Genomic DNA, 17,869 nt, shown 5'->3' on the forward strand with positions numbered 1-17,869 from the left:
AGGGGGCGAGCAAGCTCGCGGTGAACAGACGTCGCCGCAACCTGGCGTGGCGACTTTGCGTTCATCGCCAATATATCACTGGCTTCTGATGCTCACACCCGCCGCCAGGGATTCGTGCGCGTGCTGAGCAGTGCGGTGGTGACAGATCATGCTTTGCCTCTCACATCTGATCGCCACAGACGGTAGAATGAGCGCTTTCAAGGCGTGGCACGACCAGCGGCAGGGTGGGCAAGGCTCACGCCGCCGCGAATCCGCCAGTTGCCACTCAAGCGTCCATTCAGTCAGCAGGGAGGCACGACGACCATGACGACACAGCCACAGGCGACTTCCTCGCAAGCGAATGCTGGCGATGCCTCGCGAGGGGCGACACTGCGTGTCAGCCTGGTGCAGGCGGACCTGCGCTGGGAAGACCCGGCGGAGAACTGCCGTCTGCTCGGCGAGCAGCTGGATGCCGCTGGCCTGGTCATGGGCGCCGATGGCCGCAATGCCGCAACCGATCTGATCGTGCTGCCCGAGATGTTCGCCACCGGCTTCACCATGAATTCGCGTGAGATGGCGCAGCCGATGGAGTCCAGCGAGAGCGTCGACTGGCTCAAGGCACAGGCCATCACCCGCGGTTGCGTGATGACCGGCAGCATTGCGGTGCTGGATGACGGCGAGTGTTACAACCGCATGCTGTGGGCCACGCCCGACGGCGAGGTGACGCACTATGACAAGCGCCATCTGTTCCGCATGGCCGGTGAGCATGAGCGTTATGGCATGGGCTATGAGCGGGTGCTGGTCGAGCTCAACGGCTTTCGGATTCAGCTCTCGGTCTGCTATGACCTGCGCTTCCCGACCTGGCTGCGTCAGCGTCCCGTCATCGGTGGCGTGAGTGCTGCCGAGACCGCCGCCGACAGCGCCTTTGAATATGACCTGCTGCTGTGCGTGGCCAACTGGCCGGGCGTACGGCGTCATCCGTGGCGTACGCTGCTGCAGGCGCGCGCCATCGAGAATCTGGCCTATGTGGTGGGCGTCAACCGTGTGGGTGACGACGCCAACGGGCTGCACTATACCGGCGACTCCATGGTCTGCGACTTCAAGGGCGAGCCCATCCTCGACCCTGCGCCAGACCAGCCCTTCATCGAGACCGTGACGCTTGATCGCGGCGCGCTCGACGAGTTTCGCACCAAGTTTCCGGCGTGGATGGACGCCGATCATTTCACTCTGGAGGCCTGATGCGCCTGGACAAATTCCTTACCGAAACCACGGATCTCAGCCGTAGCGATGCCAAGAAGGTCGTGCACCGCGGCGATGTCACCGTGGATGGTGAGGTAGTCAAGAACACCGCGAGCGCCGTCAAGGATGGCATGCGCGTCGAATGGAATGGCGAGCACCTGGAGCTGATGGGGCTGCGCTATCTGATGCTGTACAAGCCGGCCAATGTGGAATGCACCAGCAAGCCGGGCCTCTATGAGCGCGCGCATGACCTGATCGATCTGCCCAATGTCGAGCGCCTGAGCATCGTCGGGCGTCTCGATGTCGACACCACCGGTCTGGTGCTGATGACAGACGACGGCCAGTGGAACCACCGTGTCACTTCGCCCAAGAAGGCCTGTGCCAAGCGCTATCGCGTCACTCTGGCGCGTCCGCTGGAAGGCGATGAGCTGGCGCGCGCCGTGGAGGACTTCGATCACGGCCTGATGCTGGATGGCGAGGAGAAGCCGACCCGTCCGGCGCGTCTCGAGATGGAAACCGCCACCGTGGGCCTGCTGTGGATCACCGAAGGCCGTTACCACCAGGTGAAGCGCATGTTCGCTGCCATCGGCAATCACGTCGAAGCCCTGCATCGCGAAGCCATCGGGGCTGTCGAGCTGGACCCGGAGCTGGAGCCGGGCGAATGTCGCTTCCTGCGTCCGGAAGAGATCGCCAGCTTCTGATCATTCGCTTCTGGTCGCTAGCTTCTGATTCATCGACGCATGCGTCATGAAAAGCCCCCGTCATTTTCACGAATGGCGGGGGCTTTTTCATGCGCGTCGTTGGCCGCCGAGCCTTGTATCGATCCAACGATCGCGCTTAAGGTAGGCAATTGTCTGCTCGTATTGTGAATTATTTGCTGGAAGTGGGTTTTGCAGAAGTGGTATTTATGCAGAGGCCGTCTTCAATCAAACGCTTGTTTCCAGTATTTTCATGACAATGGCGTATTCATAACAACAACGAGGAAAATCCACTATGTCGTCCCCCTTCTTCAAGTCGTCTCCCTTCACCAGGTCCCACCTGCTGAAACCTCTGCCACTGCGCATGGCGTTGGCGGGCAGTGGTCTGCTGCTGGCAACGCTGTCAGCGCCGGCGACTGCCGCGGAAGATGCCAGTGTGGTGTTCGCGGCGCCGCCATGGCCGGGCGTGACCATGAAGACCGAGATCGCCTCCGAAGTCTTCGAGGCACTGGGTTACTCCCCCACCACCCGCCAGCTGGGCGCGCAGATCACCTACGAAGGCATCTCGCTCGGGGAAGTCGATGTCTACCTGGCCGCTTGGTTGCCGGGTCAAAGCACCATGTACAAGGCGGCTATGGCAAAGGATGCCATGGTCGACTTCGGCAACAATGTGGATGGCGCACGTGCCAATTTCGCCGTGCCACGTTACGTGGCCGAAGCCGGTGTCACCTCACTGCATGACGTCGACAAGCCGGAATTTGCCGACAAGTTCGAAAAGACCATCTATTCCATCGAGATCGGCTCGGGCTCCAGTGAAATCGCCAACCGTGCCGTCGATGAGGATATCTATGGCCTCGGCGATTGGGACCTCAAGGAGTCTTCCACTGCCGGCATGCTTGGGACAGTCGCCAATGCCATCAAGCGTGATGAGTGGGTCATGTTCGTCGGCTGGACTCCGCACTGGATGGGCGTCGAATACGACATGGTCTTCCTCGATGACCCGGAAGACCTCTGGGGCCCGGGTGGTGGCGCCAGTGATGTGAAGACCTTGGCCAACAAGGCATGGTCGGAAGCACACCCCAATGCATCCATCTTCCTGGATCAGATCTCCTTCACCTCCGAGGAGCAGAGTGAACTCATCTATGGCTATGGCAAGGAAGAGCGCCCGCAGGAAGAGGTGGCGGGAACCTGGATGAAGGCCAACCCAGCCAAGGTCAAGGCCTGGCTGGAAGGCGTGACCACCCGTGATGGCGAACCTGCCTGGCCGGCCGTCAAGGAGGCTCTCGGCCTGCCGGAGGCATGATCGACAGCTTGAAAAGGTGCCGCTGATCTTTGTGGATGCAACACCTTGAATATTGTGGTCAGTGTACGAAGCCCGCTCATTGAGCGGGCTTCGTGCGTTCTACAGCAGTGAACGTGTCAAAAGCGTGCGCAGTGTCAGGGCAGAAAATGACCTCTGGCGTGCTGCCCATCAGGGGGAGAATTCGTCGTCATGCAAATCTTGCATGGAAAATCCAAATAAAGAATTGGTCGCGAGATAGGGGCCTGTATCACCATCAGTCTGCACTCTGCGCTGCTTCCACGCGTAGCCAACAATAATGACAAGAAGGAAACACTCATGGCTGATTCAGGCTCTTCCTCCGCCCCGATGCCTCGCTCTCCCGGGCCCATTGCGCGCTTTCTGTCTCCCTGGACACGTCTGGCGCTGTGGAAGCAGATCTTCATCGCACTGGTTCTGGGTCTGGGGCTGGGCATCGTGCTCAACCAGACCGGGCGCGCCGATATCGCCGCCGATATCAAACCGCTGGGTGACCTGTTCATCCGCGGCATCAAGATGCTGATCGTGCCGCTGGTCTTCATCTCGCTGGTCACTGGCGTGGCCTCGCTCAACAACCTCTCCAAGATCGGCCGCCTGAGCGTCAAGACGCTGGTGCTCTATCTGGGCATGACGGCAGTCGCCATCACCATCGGCCTGGGGCTGGCCACCGTCTTCCAGCTGGGCGTCGGGATCGACCTGGGCAGCGCGGCCAATGTCGAGGTGCGTGAAGCGCCGACCGCCGTCGATACCCTGCTCGGGCTGGTGCCGACCAATGCCGTCGAGGCCTTCGCCGAAGGCAATGTGCTGCAGATCATCGTCTTCGCGATCCTGTTTGGCCTCTCCATCACGCTGGTGGGAGAGAAGGCCCGTCCGGTGCGCGTGTTCTTCGAATCCGCAGCGGAAATCATCTATCGCATGACCAGCATCATCATCGCCTTCACGCCCTACGGTGTCTTCGCCCTGATGACCTGGGTGGCCGGCACCTATGGCCTGGCAATGCTCGCGCCGCTGGCCAAGGTGATCGGTATCGTCTATCTCGGCTGCTTCGTGCATGCCATCGTGGTCTATGGCGGCATGCTGCGCTTTCTGGCGCGCTTGAACCCGTTGCGCTATTTCCAGGGCAGTGTCGAGCCGATCATGCTCGCCTTCACCAGCACCTCCAGTTCCGGCACCTTGCCGGTGACCATGATGGCCGCCGAGCAGAATCTGGGCGTCAAGCGAGGTGTCTCGAGCTTCGTGCTGCCGCTGGGCGCGACCATCAACATGGATGGCACCGCGCTGTATCAGGGCGTCTGCGCGCTTTTCATCGCCCAGGCCTATGGCGTCGATCTGGGCATGACCGAATACGTCACCATCATCATGACCGCGACGTTGGGCTCCATCGGTACCGCCGGTGTGCCGGGTGCCGGCTTGATCATGCTCTCGCTGGTGCTGACCTCCGTCGGCCTGCCGCTGGAAGGCGTTGCCATCATCGCGGGTATCGATCGTGTGCTCGACATGGCGCGTACCGGCCTGAACGTTGCGGGTGACTGCGCCGTCAGCTGCCTGGTGGCCAAGAGCGAAGGCGAGCTGGACGAGGAAGTCTTCAATACGCCCCACGTCATGCGCTCAGAGCTCAGTTGAGCGCTCTTGTCTGAACACCTACCGCGTCATCATCATCGGCTTGTCGGCATCCGCGTGATAAGCGTGTCAAAGACATCAGGAGAACATCGTCATGGAACGCCCCAACGCACCTTCCCATAAAGCCAGCTCCTCTGTCGTTCGCTACGGCGTCGTGGGTGGCCTGGGGGCGATCGGCAGCGCGGATGTCTTGCTCAAGACGGTGCGCGCGGCGCAGTACTGCAAGCCGCCGGGCGGAGTGGATATCGCCTTCGAGCAACGCCATTTCGATGATGGGCCGGGAATCGCGGCGGAGGCCTACGACCCGCTGCGGCGCAAGTTCTATGTCTACAACGTGCTCAAGGACATGCAGGGCAAGGTCGAGAACGCGATGGTGCCATGCTTTCTCTCCCACACCTTCCTGGCCGAGATCACCCCGGAAATCAGCTTCAACGTCGTCGATATCTTCGATGCGCTGCTGGCGCGCATTCGCCGCGACTATCCCGAGGTGCGCAAGATCGGCGTGCTGACCTCAAGCTACGTGCGCGCCTCCGGTATCTTCGAGCAGCGCTTCGGTGAGCCGGAGGCCACGATGGCTGTCACGGATGCCACGCAAGACGAAAGCCTCGCGACAGCTGGCGGCCTCGAGGTCATCTACCCAGATGCCACGCTGCAGCGTGATGCCCTGATGCAGGCCATCTATGGGCCCAGCGGCATCAAGAGCGGCCATCATGGTGGCGAGTGTCTGCAACTGTTGCTCGAGGCCTGTGATGACCTGGTCAGTCAGGGCGCGGAGATCATCGTGCCGGGCCTGAGCGAGATTCCGGTGCTGATGGAGTCGCTGCAGCCGCTGGTGCCGGTGCCCTTGCTCGACTCCAATCTCATCTACGCCGAGTACGCACTGGGCGTGGACCGCGAGCGCGAGAATCGCAACTTCAAGCTCGGTGTGCTCGGTGGGGTAGGGCCGGCGGCCACGGTGGACTTCATGCGCAAGGTGGTCAGCCTGACGCGTGCCGAGCGCGATCAGGACCACCTCAAGATGGTGGTGGAGCAGAATCCGCAGATTCCCGATCGCACCGCCAATCTGATCGGCAAGGGCGAAGATCCGAGCATTCCGATGCTCGCGACCTGTCAGCGGCTGGAGGCCGATGGCGCCAATGCCATCGCGATTCCCTGCAATACCGCGCATGCCTTCGTGGCGCGTATCCAGCCCTATATCGGCATCCCGATCATCAACATGCTGACGGCGGTGGTTGACCATATCGCGGCGATGCAGACGCCGGTGACGCGGGTCGGGTTGCTCGCAACCAGCGGCACCGTGACCAGTCGGGTCTACCACGACATCATCGAGGGCTCGGGGCGGGAAACGCTGGTGCCTGATGCAAGCTGTCAGACCCAGGTGATGGAGGCGATCTACGGGCATCACGGTGTGAAGGCGGGGCATACGACAGGGGAGTGCAGCGAGCATCTGCAGGCTGCCATTTCCCACCTGCTGGCGCGGGGCGCAGAAGTGATCATCCTGGGCTGTACCGAGCTTCCGCTGATCGAGCTCGATGCGGCACTGCGTGAGCGGGTAGCGCTGCTCGACCCCGCGGAAATTCTCGCGCAGCGCTGTGTGGCACTGGCGCAAGCCGAGGCTTGATCAGCGCTGCATCCATCCGATCAGCCAGTGAAGAGAGCTTGAAGAAAAGGCACGCAGCGACGCGATATACTGCGCTCACCCAGGCGCGCTGTGTGCCTTTGCCTCATTCATGCCTCTCTTCAGGTGCTCGCCGTGGAAATGAACTGGCTGGAAGACTTCCTCACCCTGGCGGTGACGCGTAACTTCTCGCGCGCCGCCACCCTGCGCAACGTGACGCAACCTGCCTTCAGCCGTCGTATTCGCAATCTGGAATACTGGGTCGGCGCCACCCTGATCGACCGCAGCCTGTTCCCCGTCGGCCTGACCCCCGCAGGCGAATCCTTCCAGCGCACCGCCCAGGATGCGCTCTCGGTATTGCGCGTCGGCCGCGATGAGGCGCTCGGCTTCGTGCCCAAGATAGAGGAAGTCGTCTCGATTTCCGCCTCGCACACGCTGGCGGTCAGCTTCTTCGTCGACTGGCATGAACAGCTGCAAAACCGACTGGGCAATCTCAAGGCACGCATCGTGCCCGACCACGTCGCCGGCTGTGTCGATGCCCTGATCAGCGGCAACTGTGATCTGATGCTGGCCTACAACAGCCCGCTACTCCCGACGCTCACCGACATCGTGCGTTATCCCTCCATCGTGCTCGGCTCCGAGCGACTGGTGCCCGTCAGTGCCGTCGATGACGCAGGCCAAGCGCTTTACACCCTCGACAGCGACACACCGCAACCCTATCTCTGCTACTCCAGTGACAGCTATCTCGGCCGATTGACCGCACTGATCATCGGCCGCCAGAACCTCGCCGCGCGTCTCAACTTCCGCTACGAATGCTCGATGTCTGACGTGCTCAAGCGCGGCGCACTCGCCGGCAGTGGCATCGCCTGGGTGCCGGAACGCGCCGTACGCGACGAGCTGGCCGCCGAGCGCCTCGTCATCATCAGCGATGATAGCCACACCGCGCCGTTGGACATCTGCCTCTTCCGCCACGCCGAGCATGACCAGCGCGTGGCCGAACGCATCTGGCAAGCCTGCCTGACCGCCGAAGACGAAACCCTCGAGTCAGGCCAATAGTCCGCTGGCGGCGTGCCAGAGAAGGGATAGGTAAAGAAAGGGCCCGGAGAAGAAAGAGTACGGAAAGGGCACGCAACGGAAAGGGCACGCAACGGAAAGGGCACGCAAAGCAAAGAGCAGGGCAATGAACTGAAATCATCGCCAGAGCACAACGCAAGACGGGAGCCACCAGGGCTCCCGTCTTGCGTTGTGGCATCTGAGCGCATCTGACCATAGCTGAGCGCATCTCAGCTCACAGCCTATCGGCCGCAGCTGCAAGTCATGCAACGCCTCTCACGACAGTCGACGCGAGTTGGCCGTCGTACGCTTGTGCAACGGCTTGATGAAGAGGGTGCCCGTCGTCCACCACGGCGCCACCTTGCCGCCCGTCATCGCGTTCATCCACGCCTTCTGCATCACGAACCACATCTCCCAGCTGGCCGCGATCTTCTCCGACACCATCTTCTGGTTCTCGGTAATCATCTTCGGGTCCAGCGGTGACTGGGTTCCCCACAACTGAGTGCGCGACATGATGGTCGACATGGCCGTCGACCACATCTCCACCGACGTCGTGCCCAACTTCCAGACATCGAACATCGCAGCCGGCGTCGTCGGGACCAACTCTGACCAGGCAGGTTGTTTAGCCATTGTGCTCTCCAAGTAAGGAACCTGAGTACATTGATACGCCTGTTTTTGCTGCAGTGCAATATGAGTTTTGGCTGTGAGATGAGATAGGGCGAATCGGAGCCTCAATTATCACCACTTTCTATGAAAATCAGTTGGTTAGCGACGCGGGGGGCCTGAAGAACCAGAATTTTCCGGGCTGAGGCGGGGATTTCCCGTGGGGCTGGGAAAAGTGGATTTTGGGATTCGTTGGCAATGTCTTACGTAGGCGTATGAATTTTATGAAGCTGGGTATCAGTTCAGTTAGACAGAGCAAGTAGGCGTTGGCGAACATCGCAGAAATTTCCGGCGTGGAGTTAGATGCGATAGAGAGGAGGGCGCAGCGAGGCGCGCTGGGGGACCGAGACAGCGTACCGTTCAGGCGACGCAGGATGTCGCATTGAACTGACGATCTATACCCGAAGTGCACCAAGTCAGCTACTATTAGGTTTCATGAAATTTCACATATTCGGGTTTACGATTGTTGACTGACTCAACAGGACGTTGGGTCGTATGATCCCTTGACGGAGCTTGCCCTGCTGCAGCGCCGTGCGGTAGCCGTGTGAAGAGATGAGGCAAGCGATACACACCACCAATGAGCACTGCAACTGGGATGCTGGTTTACAACAACCTCGAGATACAATTCATTGGTGATATCCAGATCAATGTGAGCATTAAGGCCAACAAGATGAGGTGCCACGTAAACTAAGCCGTAATTCGCCGCACAACGAGGTGGCTTCTTGGGTTACTCTTTGCGCTATCACGATAGCTGCTTTCCATGATGAGGGGATATACACTCCTGCAGAGTGGCTCTGAATTACAATCTGCCGTTGACGAATCACTAAGTGAGTTTCATCCTCACTGGAATCTTTAATTGTTTTCTTTAGGTATAAATAAAATATTAAAGTATTCTTGAGATATCGTATAGCATCGGGGTTTTATAACATTTGGTTTTGAATTGATTTTTTTTGTGTTATGATTGACAAGTTTTGCTTCTGGGTTGCCGTAAGGCTTGTTATTCCTTAAATATATATGGCTCAATGAATAAGACTGTTGTTGATTTATGTTGCGGTGCAGGTGGCTTTTCCTTGGGAGCGCACCTTGCAGGTTTTTCTACGCTTGCAGCAGTGGATATTGACCAAGATCTTACTTCTAGCTGGCGAATGAACTTCCCTGGTACAAAAGTTCTGCATGCTGATATACAGAAATTAGATGAGAGATTTTGGCAAGTAGTTCTTGATGGCAGGCAGCCTGATGGTGTGATAGGAGGTCCCCCTTGCCAAGGATTTAGTAGGATAGGCAAGCGTGACAGTTCTGATCCTAGAAATAGTCTTGTTGTAGCCTTTGCTAACCAAGTTAATATTATATCCCCGTTATTTTTCGTCATGGAAAATGTTGAAGGGATCTTAGATAGTCAGAATAAGAAGTCACTCGATGCTGCTTTGGAAGTGTTCAAAAAGCAATACGTAGTTTTAAAACCTATGGTGCTTAATGCAAGTGATTACGGTGTGCCTACAAACAGGAAACGAGTAGTAGTTGTTGGTTATAAGCCTCATAGTGGATTGTCTTTAAAAGAAGCTGATTTTTCGAGTACAGTTGATAGGAAAGTAACCGTTCGATCTGCTATATCAGATCTACCTTCTCCATCCATAGCTGTTTTGAAAGGGGAAGAAGGGTTTCATGTGGGGAAGTACCCCCGAACTATAGTACTCAGTGATTATGCATCTTTCTTGAGATCATTGCCCAATGATGAATTAGGCGATCAATATTTTAAAAATAAAATAACCCAAGGTTACGTCACTGGTTTAAATTTCACTAAGCATACACTAGAAGTACAGAATCGGTTCAAAAAAGTTGTACCGGGAAAAGTGGACAGTGTAAGTAGATTTCCAAGATTAAAATGGGATGCACAAGCTCCTACCTTAAGGGCGGGTACAGGGAAAGATAAAGGGAGCTTTCAATCTGTCAGGCCCATTCACCCTGAGCAGCCCAGAGTGATAACTATAAGAGAAGCAGCTAGGATTCAAGGGTTTCCAGATTGGTTTGTATTTCATCCAACCATTTGGCATAGCTTTAGGATGATTGGCAATAGTGTTTCTCCTATCTTTGCGGAAAATGTTTTAAATGTGATTTTAAAAAAATTAAATACAGAAAGAGAGCTTGGAAAAGGATAAGGAAAATATGATAAAAGAAGACAAAGGCGATGATGCAATAGTTAATGCCGCCCCAACAAAAAGATTTTTTGTAGAAATGCTAACGAGAGATATAGATTTAAAAGATGCTATTCTAGATCTTCTCGATAACTGTGTGGATGGTATTGCACGAACGATTATGGGGAGTGAAATCTCCGCTGCGGATAGGCCTTATGAAGGTTTTTTTTGCAAGATAAGTTTCGATGAGAATTCATTTATAATATATGATAACTGTGGAGGTATACCATCTAAAACTGCTAAAGAATATGCTTTTAGGATGGGTAGGCCTGATGATAGGGAGGAAGATCTAAGTACTGTAGGTATTTACGGAATAGGCATGAAGCGTGCTATTTTTAAAATGGGGCGTCAGGCCTCAGTTATTTCAAAACATGGCACAGATTCGTACGTTGTAAATATCTCCCCTGAATGGCTTAAAGATACAAATAATTGGGATTTGGGTTTAAGCCAGCCAGAAGAAGCTTTAGATCATGATGGAACCAAAATAATCATAAGTAAACTTGTTCAAACAGTTGCCAATGAGTTTTCAGAAGAACAGCATGATTGGTTCCAAGATCAACTATATGAGCTAATCTCGACGCATTATACATATATTATAAAAAAAGGATTTAGAATTACTCTTTCTGGTAAGGTTGTAAGCCCAAAGCCGTTGACTGTAATGGCATCTTCATTTGAAGATTATGAGAATAAGAAAGGCGTGTTGCCATATATTTACGAAGGTGAAATTAACAATGTTAATGTGCGGCTTGTTGTCGGTTTTCTAGCAGAGCCACCGTCCGAGTCAGAACTAGATGAGTGGAATGAGTCCCCTAAACGATCAAGTGAAGAAGCAGGTTGGACCATTATAGCGAACGAGCGCGTTGTACTCTATAAAGATAAAAGTAGATTAACCGGCTGGGGGGTTGCAAAAGTTCCTAATTATCATAATCAATTTATAACCATCTCGGGAGTTGTTGAATTTACATGTAATAATGCTAATAAACTTCCGATAAATACAACGAAGAGAGGCTTAGAAGCTAGTGATGATCTTTATCTACAAGTAAAAGACTACATGATGGAGGGTATGAGGTTATTTACTCAGCATACTAATCACTGGAAACAGTATAAAGAGGAAGAAAAGCAACTCTTCAAGACTTCTGCAATGAAAAGCGTTAGAGATGTTTCTGATGTTATTCCGCATGATAAGTGGGTGAATCCTAGGAAAAATCAAAAAGAGAAGAAATTTATTCCTGAGTTGCCTAGGCCAGCTTCTTCTAGAACCTCCTCTAAGCAGATTAGGTACTCTAAACCTCAACTAGAGATAAATCAAGTTTCTCAGTTTTTATTTGGTGACTCAAATCGTGAACCAAAGGAGGTTGGCGAAGAGTGCTTTAATATTATCCTCAGGGATGCCAAGGAGGAGCTATGAGCGGTGGCTTTATTCCTTACCACCTAAGGCCAGGAAAGGCTGTTGATAGAAAACTTTTCATAGAGTCTTTGCAGATTATGTCTAGGCATTTTTTAATGAAAAAATATACTTATATTGGTTTTGGAGGCCCATTTCTAGAGGATTTTAAACAAATCCATTCTGAGCTTTATGTTGAAAAAATGATAAGTTTAGAGGAAGATGAAAGTGTAATTGAAAGACAAAGGAAGAATCTTCCTTTTGGATGTATTGACTGTAAAAATCAAACTGCAGAAGATTTTATTGATAGTTTTTCTATCGAAGGCAATGTCATCTTTTGGCTTGACTATGCATCCTCCAAAAAAATAGGTGCTCAACTCCAAGAGTTTAGACAACTACTATCGAAGCTCCAAGAAGGGGATGTTGTAAAAATAACCCTTAATGCTAATATCGATACATTAGGCTCGCATAGTGAGAAAAGCAGACAAGAGCTTAAAAGAGCTAGGCTACAATGCCTAAAAAGTAAGCTAAACGATTATCTTGCTTTTGATATTAGTGAAGAGCAGTTAACCTCTAAGAACTACCCCAAAATTTTATTAGATGCTGTTATTAAGGCAGCATATCTTGCTTTGCAAGGCAAAAATGTTTCTTTTTGCCCAATTGTTGCATGTACTTACCAAGATACTCATAGAATGGTTACTGTTTCTGGAGTCTTAGTCTCTAGCGAGGAGAAGAGTTGCTTGCTAAGCGATAGGGTCTTCGGAATGTGGCCTTTTTTGTATGATAAAAATGATTCGATTTTAGATGTTAGGGTTCCAGTGCTCTCTCTGAAGGAGCGACTAGAAATAGATGCGACAATGCCTTCTGATGATGCGGCTGCTGTACAAAGTCAACTTGGATTTCTATTTGACTCTAGTGAAGAGAAATCACTAAATATGATTGAAAGCTACCTAAAGTTCTATCGACAGTATCCTCATTTTAGTCGTATAGTTATATAGTTGTGTTATGTGCTGATGCTTTAAAATTCTGGTCCGAATGAAAGTCATGACAGGGAAAATTATAGGTTCTGTACGAAAAGTCGGCTCGTAGACAGCGGCGTATGTAAGCTACGTATACGATCGCACAAAAGCTACGGGCCAACCTTTCATATCGCGTCGCAATACGATGGAACTCTTTCAACCAACTGAAAGAGCGCTCCACGATATTTCGCTGACGGTACATGGGTTTATCGAAATCCCGTAGGACTTGGACGGGGTATTCGCTTCATCTTTCGTTGAGCGATGATCGGCTTGATTCGAACGCGGTCGCAGTAACGGTGCAACTCATCACTGTCATAGCCTTTGTATGCCACGATGTAGCGGCAACGCTTTCGTGGCCGGCTACGACACCCCGGTAGATGAACCTTTTCCAGAGTGGGCATGAAGTACCGCGTATCCGATTCTTGCCCCGCCGACAGCGTGAAGTCGATGGACCAACCAAAGCGATAACAGATCAAATGGATTTTGGTCGTGATGCTGCCACAACCCCGGCCCAACGCATGGTCTAAGGATTCTTCAGATCCCCCTTTGTGCCTCCAACAGCGGAGCCGCGTGTTGCACGAACGGCGGTTGAGTCGATCATCCAGGTCTCGAGATCCATCAGGCCATCTTCGCGAAGCCGCAGTTGTAGCTGCGAGAAGACTGCCTCAAAGGTACCGTCCTCACGCCATTGTCGAACCTTGGGTAGATAGTGCTCCAAGGGCCATAACATTCGGGAAGGGTCGCGCCACTTGGTACCAGAATAGAGGGCCAAAAGATGCCGTTCAGTATTTGTCTGTCGTCTTTCCTGGGCCTGCCCACCGATTGAGCCGGTGAGACAATGTCTTCGCTCAACTGCCATTGGCTATCCGAGATTTCGTAGCGTCCTGTCATACCGCACCTATGCTGGATGTTCATGAGTCACATTAGCAAAAATGACTTTTCGTACAATACCTAGCAGGTGAAGTTGATCGGTTCGTCCTCGACCTAGATGGTAATTAGCTTGATCCTCGGGGCGAGATAGCTGGTGACTTCACGGAAACTTGCGAGTTTGGTGGTAACATTATAGCTCGATATATCAGTTTTAGTAAGATTGAGATTTAGTTAAAACCTGCCTTGAGTAAGGCGTTGAAATGTTACAGATCACCATGCGATAAAGCATCTAAAACAATTAATGCGATTATTTTATTTTGTTGGGTTTAATTTGGGTGTTATTTAATTTACATAATCCATAGTAAGGTTTGCAATGAATTACAACTCTAGATTTATGGCTGCAGTGAAATATACAGAAAGCTTGGGTCTAAATGTTAAAGAGATGCCAGCTGCATTCACTGAAAAATTGAGTCATTCAACTCTTCAAGAGATATTTCAATTATGTGGTGATGCTCTATATCACTATGGTTTTAATGACTCTACAGATCTTGCTTCACAATGTGTGCGTGTTCACTCATTAATCAAGCAGCATTTGAAAGATGATATGGGAATAGATAGTTATATTACCATTGGTGATAGATATTGGGATGATTATATTTATTGTGAGATGAGCCGTACTGCGATAGAACAAGAATTAACTAGTCCTGAGGTTGATCAACCAATAAAAGCACATGTTTGGCTGACTTTAAGTGATGGAGCGATAATTGATTGTACGGCCGAAGCGCATGCCGATATAATATTTGGAAGAGATGTTCATCCCTCTCATCAGTGTATCATGCTGATTACTCCGGATCAGGAGGAAGATGCTAAAGTCGGTTATCACCGTCCTTACCTTGTAGGGGAAGATTTTATCAACAAAACAGGTATGGTAAGAGTTTTTGCTATGTAGGTCAAAAACTGCTTGAGTCTATGAGGATAATTTAAAATATTCAATTAAGTGGAGTTTTGATAACGGCTATGGTGATATTATCTGAGTTACCATGGATTATATAAGCTTTGTTTTCTATCCATTGTACTGAGGCTGCTATCGACTAGATAGCAGCCAATCCAAGTATTACTACTTAACTCCAGCCAAGCCCCCGTACTGCCCCTTGAAATACAACAAAGGCCGCGCGGACCCCGTAACATCCAGATTCAGTCCCTTCACTTCCCCGATCACGATCAGGTGATCACCTGCGGGGTGCTCAGCGTGAATCTTGCAGTCGAGCCAGTGCAGGCTGTCATTGATGACCGGGTTGCCGAGGGGGGAGAGCTGCCAGTCGATGCCTTGCCATTTATCCGCGCCGCGCATGGCGAACTGGTTGGAGACATGGCTTTGTTCGCTGGAGAGGATGTTGACGGCGAAGCGTTCTGCCTGGCGAATCTTTGGATAGCTGAACGAGCTTGCCTTGACGCTGAAGGAGACCAGCGGCGGGTTCATCGAGACGCTGTAGAACGACTGGCAGGTGAAGCCGATCGGTTCGTCGTCGACCTGGGTGGTGATGATCGTGATGCCGGAGGCGAAGTGGCCGAGGGCTTCACGGAAACTGGCGGGGTCGATGGGTGTGTCTGAATGGATGTCAGCTTTGGTGTCGGGGAGTGACATGGCAAATCCTGGGAGAGTGGGGAGGTGGTAATTGTCAGCCGTGGGGGAGGGGCTGCAGCGATAGCGCGGGACTGGGTGATTGAGTGACAAGGATGTGAGTGATGAAAAAATGGCCGTCGTGAATTCTTCACGATGGCCATTTTTGTTTGCGGCGGTATCAGCCGCAGCTGCTTCCACTCTCGAGCACTATCGTCGGGCCAACTCGGTTCGGGACTAGCCTGGCGCTATCTGACAGTGCTGTGCCTTGGCCCGCGCTGTATCTTGGCCGGTTCAGTGTTTCGCCAAGCGATCAGCGCTGCGCTTCGAGTTCCTTGCGTACGATGGCGGCGCCGGCGCTGAGTGCCTGCAGCTTGCCGCGGGCGACTTCACGGGAGAGCGGAGCCATGCCGCAGTTGGTGCAGGGGTAGAGCTTGTCGGCATCTACGAACTGCAGCGCCTTGCGCAGGGTCTCGGCGACTTCTTCCGGCGTCTCGATGGTGTTGTTGGCGACATCGATGGCACCGACCATGACCTTCTTGCCACGGATCAGCTCGATCAGCTCCATCGGCACGTGGGAGTTGTGGCATTCCAGCGAGACGATATCGATGTTGGATTGCTGGAGCTTGGGGAAGGCTTCTTCATACTGACGCCATTCGGAGCCCAGGGTGTTCTTCCAGTCAGTGTTGGCCTTGATGCCGTAGCCGTAACAGATGTGGATGGCGGTCTCGCACTTGAGGCCTTCGATCGCACGCTCCAGCGTGGCGATGCCCCATTCATTCACTTCATCGAAGAACACGTTGAAGGCCGGTTCATCGAACTGGATGATGTCGACGCCTGCCGCTTCGAGTTCCTTGGCTTCCTCGTTGAGGATCTTGGCGAATTCCCACGCCAGCTTCTCGCGGCTCTTGTAATGGCCATCGAAGAGGGTGTCGACCATGGTCATCGGTCCCGGCAGTGCCCACTTGATCGGTTGATCGGTCTGCGAGCGCAGGAACTTGGCATCCTCGACGAACACCGGCTTCTGGCGGGAGACCGGGCCGACCACGGACGGCACGCTGGCTTCGTAGCGATCACGGATCTTGACGGTTTCGCGCTTCTCGAAATCCACGCCATTCAGGTGTTCGATGAAGGTGGTGACGAAGTGCTGACGCGATTGCTCGCCATCGCTGACGATGTCGATCCCGGCGTGTTGCTGCTCCTGCAGGGAGACGCGCAGGGCATCCTGCTTGCCCGCGATCAGTGCCTCACCTTCGAGCTTCCAGGGGGACCACAGGACCTCCGGTTCGGCGAGCCAGGACGGTTTCGGCAGGCTGCCAGCGGTAGAGGTCGGGAGTAATCTCGTCATGATGAATAACCTTGTCCTTGGAATGGTTCAGATAGCGAATGTCGTTCGTCGATCAGCGCGCGCTGTTTGCGGATCAGTGAGCTGACCAATGATGGAGTTATCGGTTGGCGGACCAGTTGGCGGACCACTGCTCGAGCAGGCTCTGGTAGGGCTTGATGAAGCTCTCTTCCACGAATTTGCCCTGCTCGATGGCGAGCTGGCTGCGCTCTTCGCGGTCGTACACGATGCGCGTCAGTGAGTGGTCCTGCTGCTTCAGGCTCGCCTGATAGGATTTGCCGGCCACGGAATTGGCGTTGTAGACCTCGGGACGATAGATCTTCTGGAAGGTGTCCATGGTGCTGATGGTGCTGATCAGTTCCAGATTGCTGTAATCGTTGAGCAGGTCGCCGGTGTGATAGAAGGCCAGCGGCGCAACGCTGCCCGGCGGCATGAAGTAACGCACCTTCAGGCCCATCTTGCTGAAGTACGCATCGGTCAGGGAATCGTCGTCCTGGCGATATTCCACCCCGAGGATCGGGTGCACGTTCTCGGTCTGCTGGTAGGTCTTGGTGGTCGACACACTGATGCAGATGACCGGCGGCTTCTTGAAGCATTCCTTGTAGGCAGCAGAGCCCACGAAGGCCTGGAACAGATTGCCGTGCAGTACGCCGAATTGCTCCGGCACGCTGAAGGAGTCCTTGCCCTTGTTGTGCTCCAGCAGTCGCACGCTGAAGTCATAATCGCGCACGTAGGACGAGAAGTTGTTGCCGGTCACGCCATCAATGCGTTGATTCGTCTGGTGGTCGACGATGGTGGTCTGCAGGATCTCGATGATCGGCAGGGCGTTGTCGGAACGCGCGGCATCGAGATTCAGCTCGACGGAGATGATGTCCAGCTCGACGGAGTAACGATCGCCCTTGGGGTTGTCCCAGTTGGCCAGCGCATTGAATCGGTTGTTGATCATGTTCAGCGTGCTGCGCAGGTTCTGCTGACGGCTCTCACCACGCGCCAGGTTGGCGAAATTGGTGGTCAGGCGGGTGTTTTCCGCCGGAACGTAGTTCTCGTCAAAGCGCAGACTGTTGATGCTGAAACCGAATTCGTTGCTCATGGCGTTCACCCTGATCCTGAGAGAGAAAATTCACTGTGTCGTCGACATCTTCCCGTGATCTTTCAGGCGTCTCGTGAGCGGGTTGCTCTCTGTGAGAACGCATCCATGCCGGGAGAGGAGGCACGCTGCTCGCCATCACGTTCCGTGTGCTGGCTGTGAA

14 protein-coding genes and 1 pseudogene are annotated in these 17,869 nt (G+C 53.5%); 10 read left to right on the top strand and 5 right to left on the bottom strand.

All coding sequences use genetic code 11. The annotated features are described in order from the left end of the window. The first annotated feature begins 303 nt into the window (after positions 1 to 303). The 6 genes from QD356_RS03220 to QD356_RS03245 all read left to right on the top strand — a co-directional run bounded on the left by QD356_RS03220 (position 304) and on the right by QD356_RS03245 (position 7,528). Positions 304 to 1,218, top strand: a complete 915-nt coding sequence (locus QD356_RS03220) for a nitrilase family protein (protein WP_192837951.1) — start codon at positions 304 to 306, stop codon at positions 1,216 to 1,218. Beyond that, entirely contained in the window at positions 1,218 to 1,919 is a 702-nt protein-coding gene (locus tag QD356_RS03225) for a pseudouridine synthase (protein ID WP_054555772.1), read from the top strand. Before QD356_RS03220 ends, QD356_RS03225 begins: the two co-directional genes overlap by 1 nt. A gap of 292 nt (positions 1,920 to 2,211) precedes the next feature. After that, on the top strand, positions 2,212 to 3,219 hold the full coding sequence (locus tag QD356_RS03230) for an ABC transporter substrate-binding protein (RefSeq protein ID WP_225996390.1): 1,008 nt from the start codon (positions 2,212 to 2,214) through the stop codon (positions 3,217 to 3,219). A 315-nt stretch (positions 3,220 to 3,534) separates the two neighbouring features. Further along, the gene (locus QD356_RS03235) at positions 3,535 to 4,857 is read left to right on the top strand and encodes a dicarboxylate/amino acid:cation symporter (protein WP_225996391.1); all 1,323 of its coding nucleotides are present in this window, start codon (positions 3,535 to 3,537) and stop codon (positions 4,855 to 4,857) included. 91 nt (positions 4,858 to 4,948) lie between these two features. Beyond that, positions 4,949 to 6,475 carry an amino acid racemase gene (locus QD356_RS03240; protein ID WP_192837952.1) on the top strand — a complete coding sequence of 509 codons (1,527 nt, stop codon included), beginning with the start codon at positions 4,949 to 4,951 and terminating at the stop codon, positions 6,473 to 6,475. A 138-nt stretch (positions 6,476 to 6,613) separates the two neighbouring features. Next, positions 6,614 to 7,528 carry a LysR substrate-binding domain-containing protein gene (locus QD356_RS03245; RefSeq protein WP_225996442.1) on the top strand — a complete coding sequence of 305 codons (915 nt, stop codon included), beginning with the start codon at positions 6,614 to 6,616 and terminating at the stop codon, positions 7,526 to 7,528. Positions 7,529 to 7,801: 273 nt separating this feature from the next. Here the strand turns inward: QD356_RS03245 and QD356_RS03250 are convergent, their stop codons facing one another. After that, on the bottom strand, positions 7,802 to 8,155 hold the full coding sequence (locus QD356_RS03250) for a hypothetical protein (protein WP_043335079.1): 354 nt from the start codon (positions 8,153 to 8,155) through the stop codon (positions 7,802 to 7,804). A gap of 1,055 nt (positions 8,156 to 9,210) precedes the next feature. On the opposite strand from QD356_RS03250, the gene QD356_RS03255 reads away from it, so the two are divergent. From QD356_RS03255 to QD356_RS03265, 3 genes are read left to right on the top strand one after another with little or no spacing between them, the layout of a single operon-like run. Next, positions 9,211 to 10,344: a DNA cytosine methyltransferase gene (locus QD356_RS03255; protein ID WP_192837954.1), complete on the top strand. Its 1,134-nt coding sequence runs from the start codon at positions 9,211 to 9,213 to the stop codon at positions 10,342 to 10,344. Continuing rightward, positions 10,331 to 11,788, top strand: a complete 1,458-nt coding sequence (locus QD356_RS03260; protein ID WP_192837955.1) for an ATP-binding protein — start codon at positions 10,331 to 10,333, stop codon at positions 11,786 to 11,788. The genes QD356_RS03255 and QD356_RS03260 overlap by 14 nt, the downstream gene beginning before the upstream one ends. Further along, positions 11,785 to 12,762: an O-methyltransferase gene (locus tag QD356_RS03265; protein WP_192837956.1), complete on the top strand. Its 978-nt coding sequence runs from the start codon at positions 11,785 to 11,787 to the stop codon at positions 12,760 to 12,762. Before QD356_RS03260 ends, QD356_RS03265 begins: the two co-directional genes overlap by 4 nt. A 70-nt stretch (positions 12,763 to 12,832) precedes the next feature. Here the strand turns inward: QD356_RS03265 and QD356_RS03270 are convergent. Continuing rightward, positions 12,833 to 13,674: pseudogene (locus QD356_RS03270) on the bottom strand (IS5 family transposase); the annotation flags it as partial. A gap of 352 nt (positions 13,675 to 14,026) precedes the next feature. On the opposite strand from QD356_RS03270, the gene QD356_RS03275 reads away from it, so the two are divergent. Then, the gene (locus QD356_RS03275; protein ID WP_192837957.1) at positions 14,027 to 14,602 is read left to right on the top strand and encodes a hypothetical protein; all 576 of its coding nucleotides are present in this window, start codon (positions 14,027 to 14,029) and stop codon (positions 14,600 to 14,602) included. Between the two features lie 168 nt (positions 14,603 to 14,770). On the opposite strand, the gene QD356_RS03280 is transcribed toward QD356_RS03275, so the two are convergent. From QD356_RS03280 to QD356_RS03290, 3 genes are all read right to left on the bottom strand, one after another. Then, a complete protein-coding gene (locus tag QD356_RS03280) occupies positions 14,771 to 15,298 on the bottom strand; it encodes a flavin reductase family protein (RefSeq protein ID WP_192837958.1) in 528 nt (175 codons plus the stop codon). A gap of 289 nt (positions 15,299 to 15,587) precedes the next feature. Further along, entirely contained in the window at positions 15,588 to 16,622 is a 1,035-nt protein-coding gene (locus QD356_RS03285) for a methionine synthase (protein ID WP_054555785.1), read from the bottom strand. 97 nt (positions 16,623 to 16,719) lie between these two features. After that, on the bottom strand, positions 16,720 to 17,709 hold the full coding sequence (locus tag QD356_RS03290) for a DUF1852 domain-containing protein (RefSeq protein ID WP_192837959.1): 990 nt from the start codon (positions 17,707 to 17,709) through the stop codon (positions 16,720 to 16,722). Positions 17,710 to 17,869: the final 160 nt, after the last annotated feature.

Origin of the sequence: Cobetia sp. 2AS (assembly GCF_029846355.1) — a bacterium.
In the GTDB taxonomy this organism is placed as follows: Bacteria; Pseudomonadota; Gammaproteobacteria; order Pseudomonadales; family Halomonadaceae; genus Cobetia; species Cobetia amphilecti.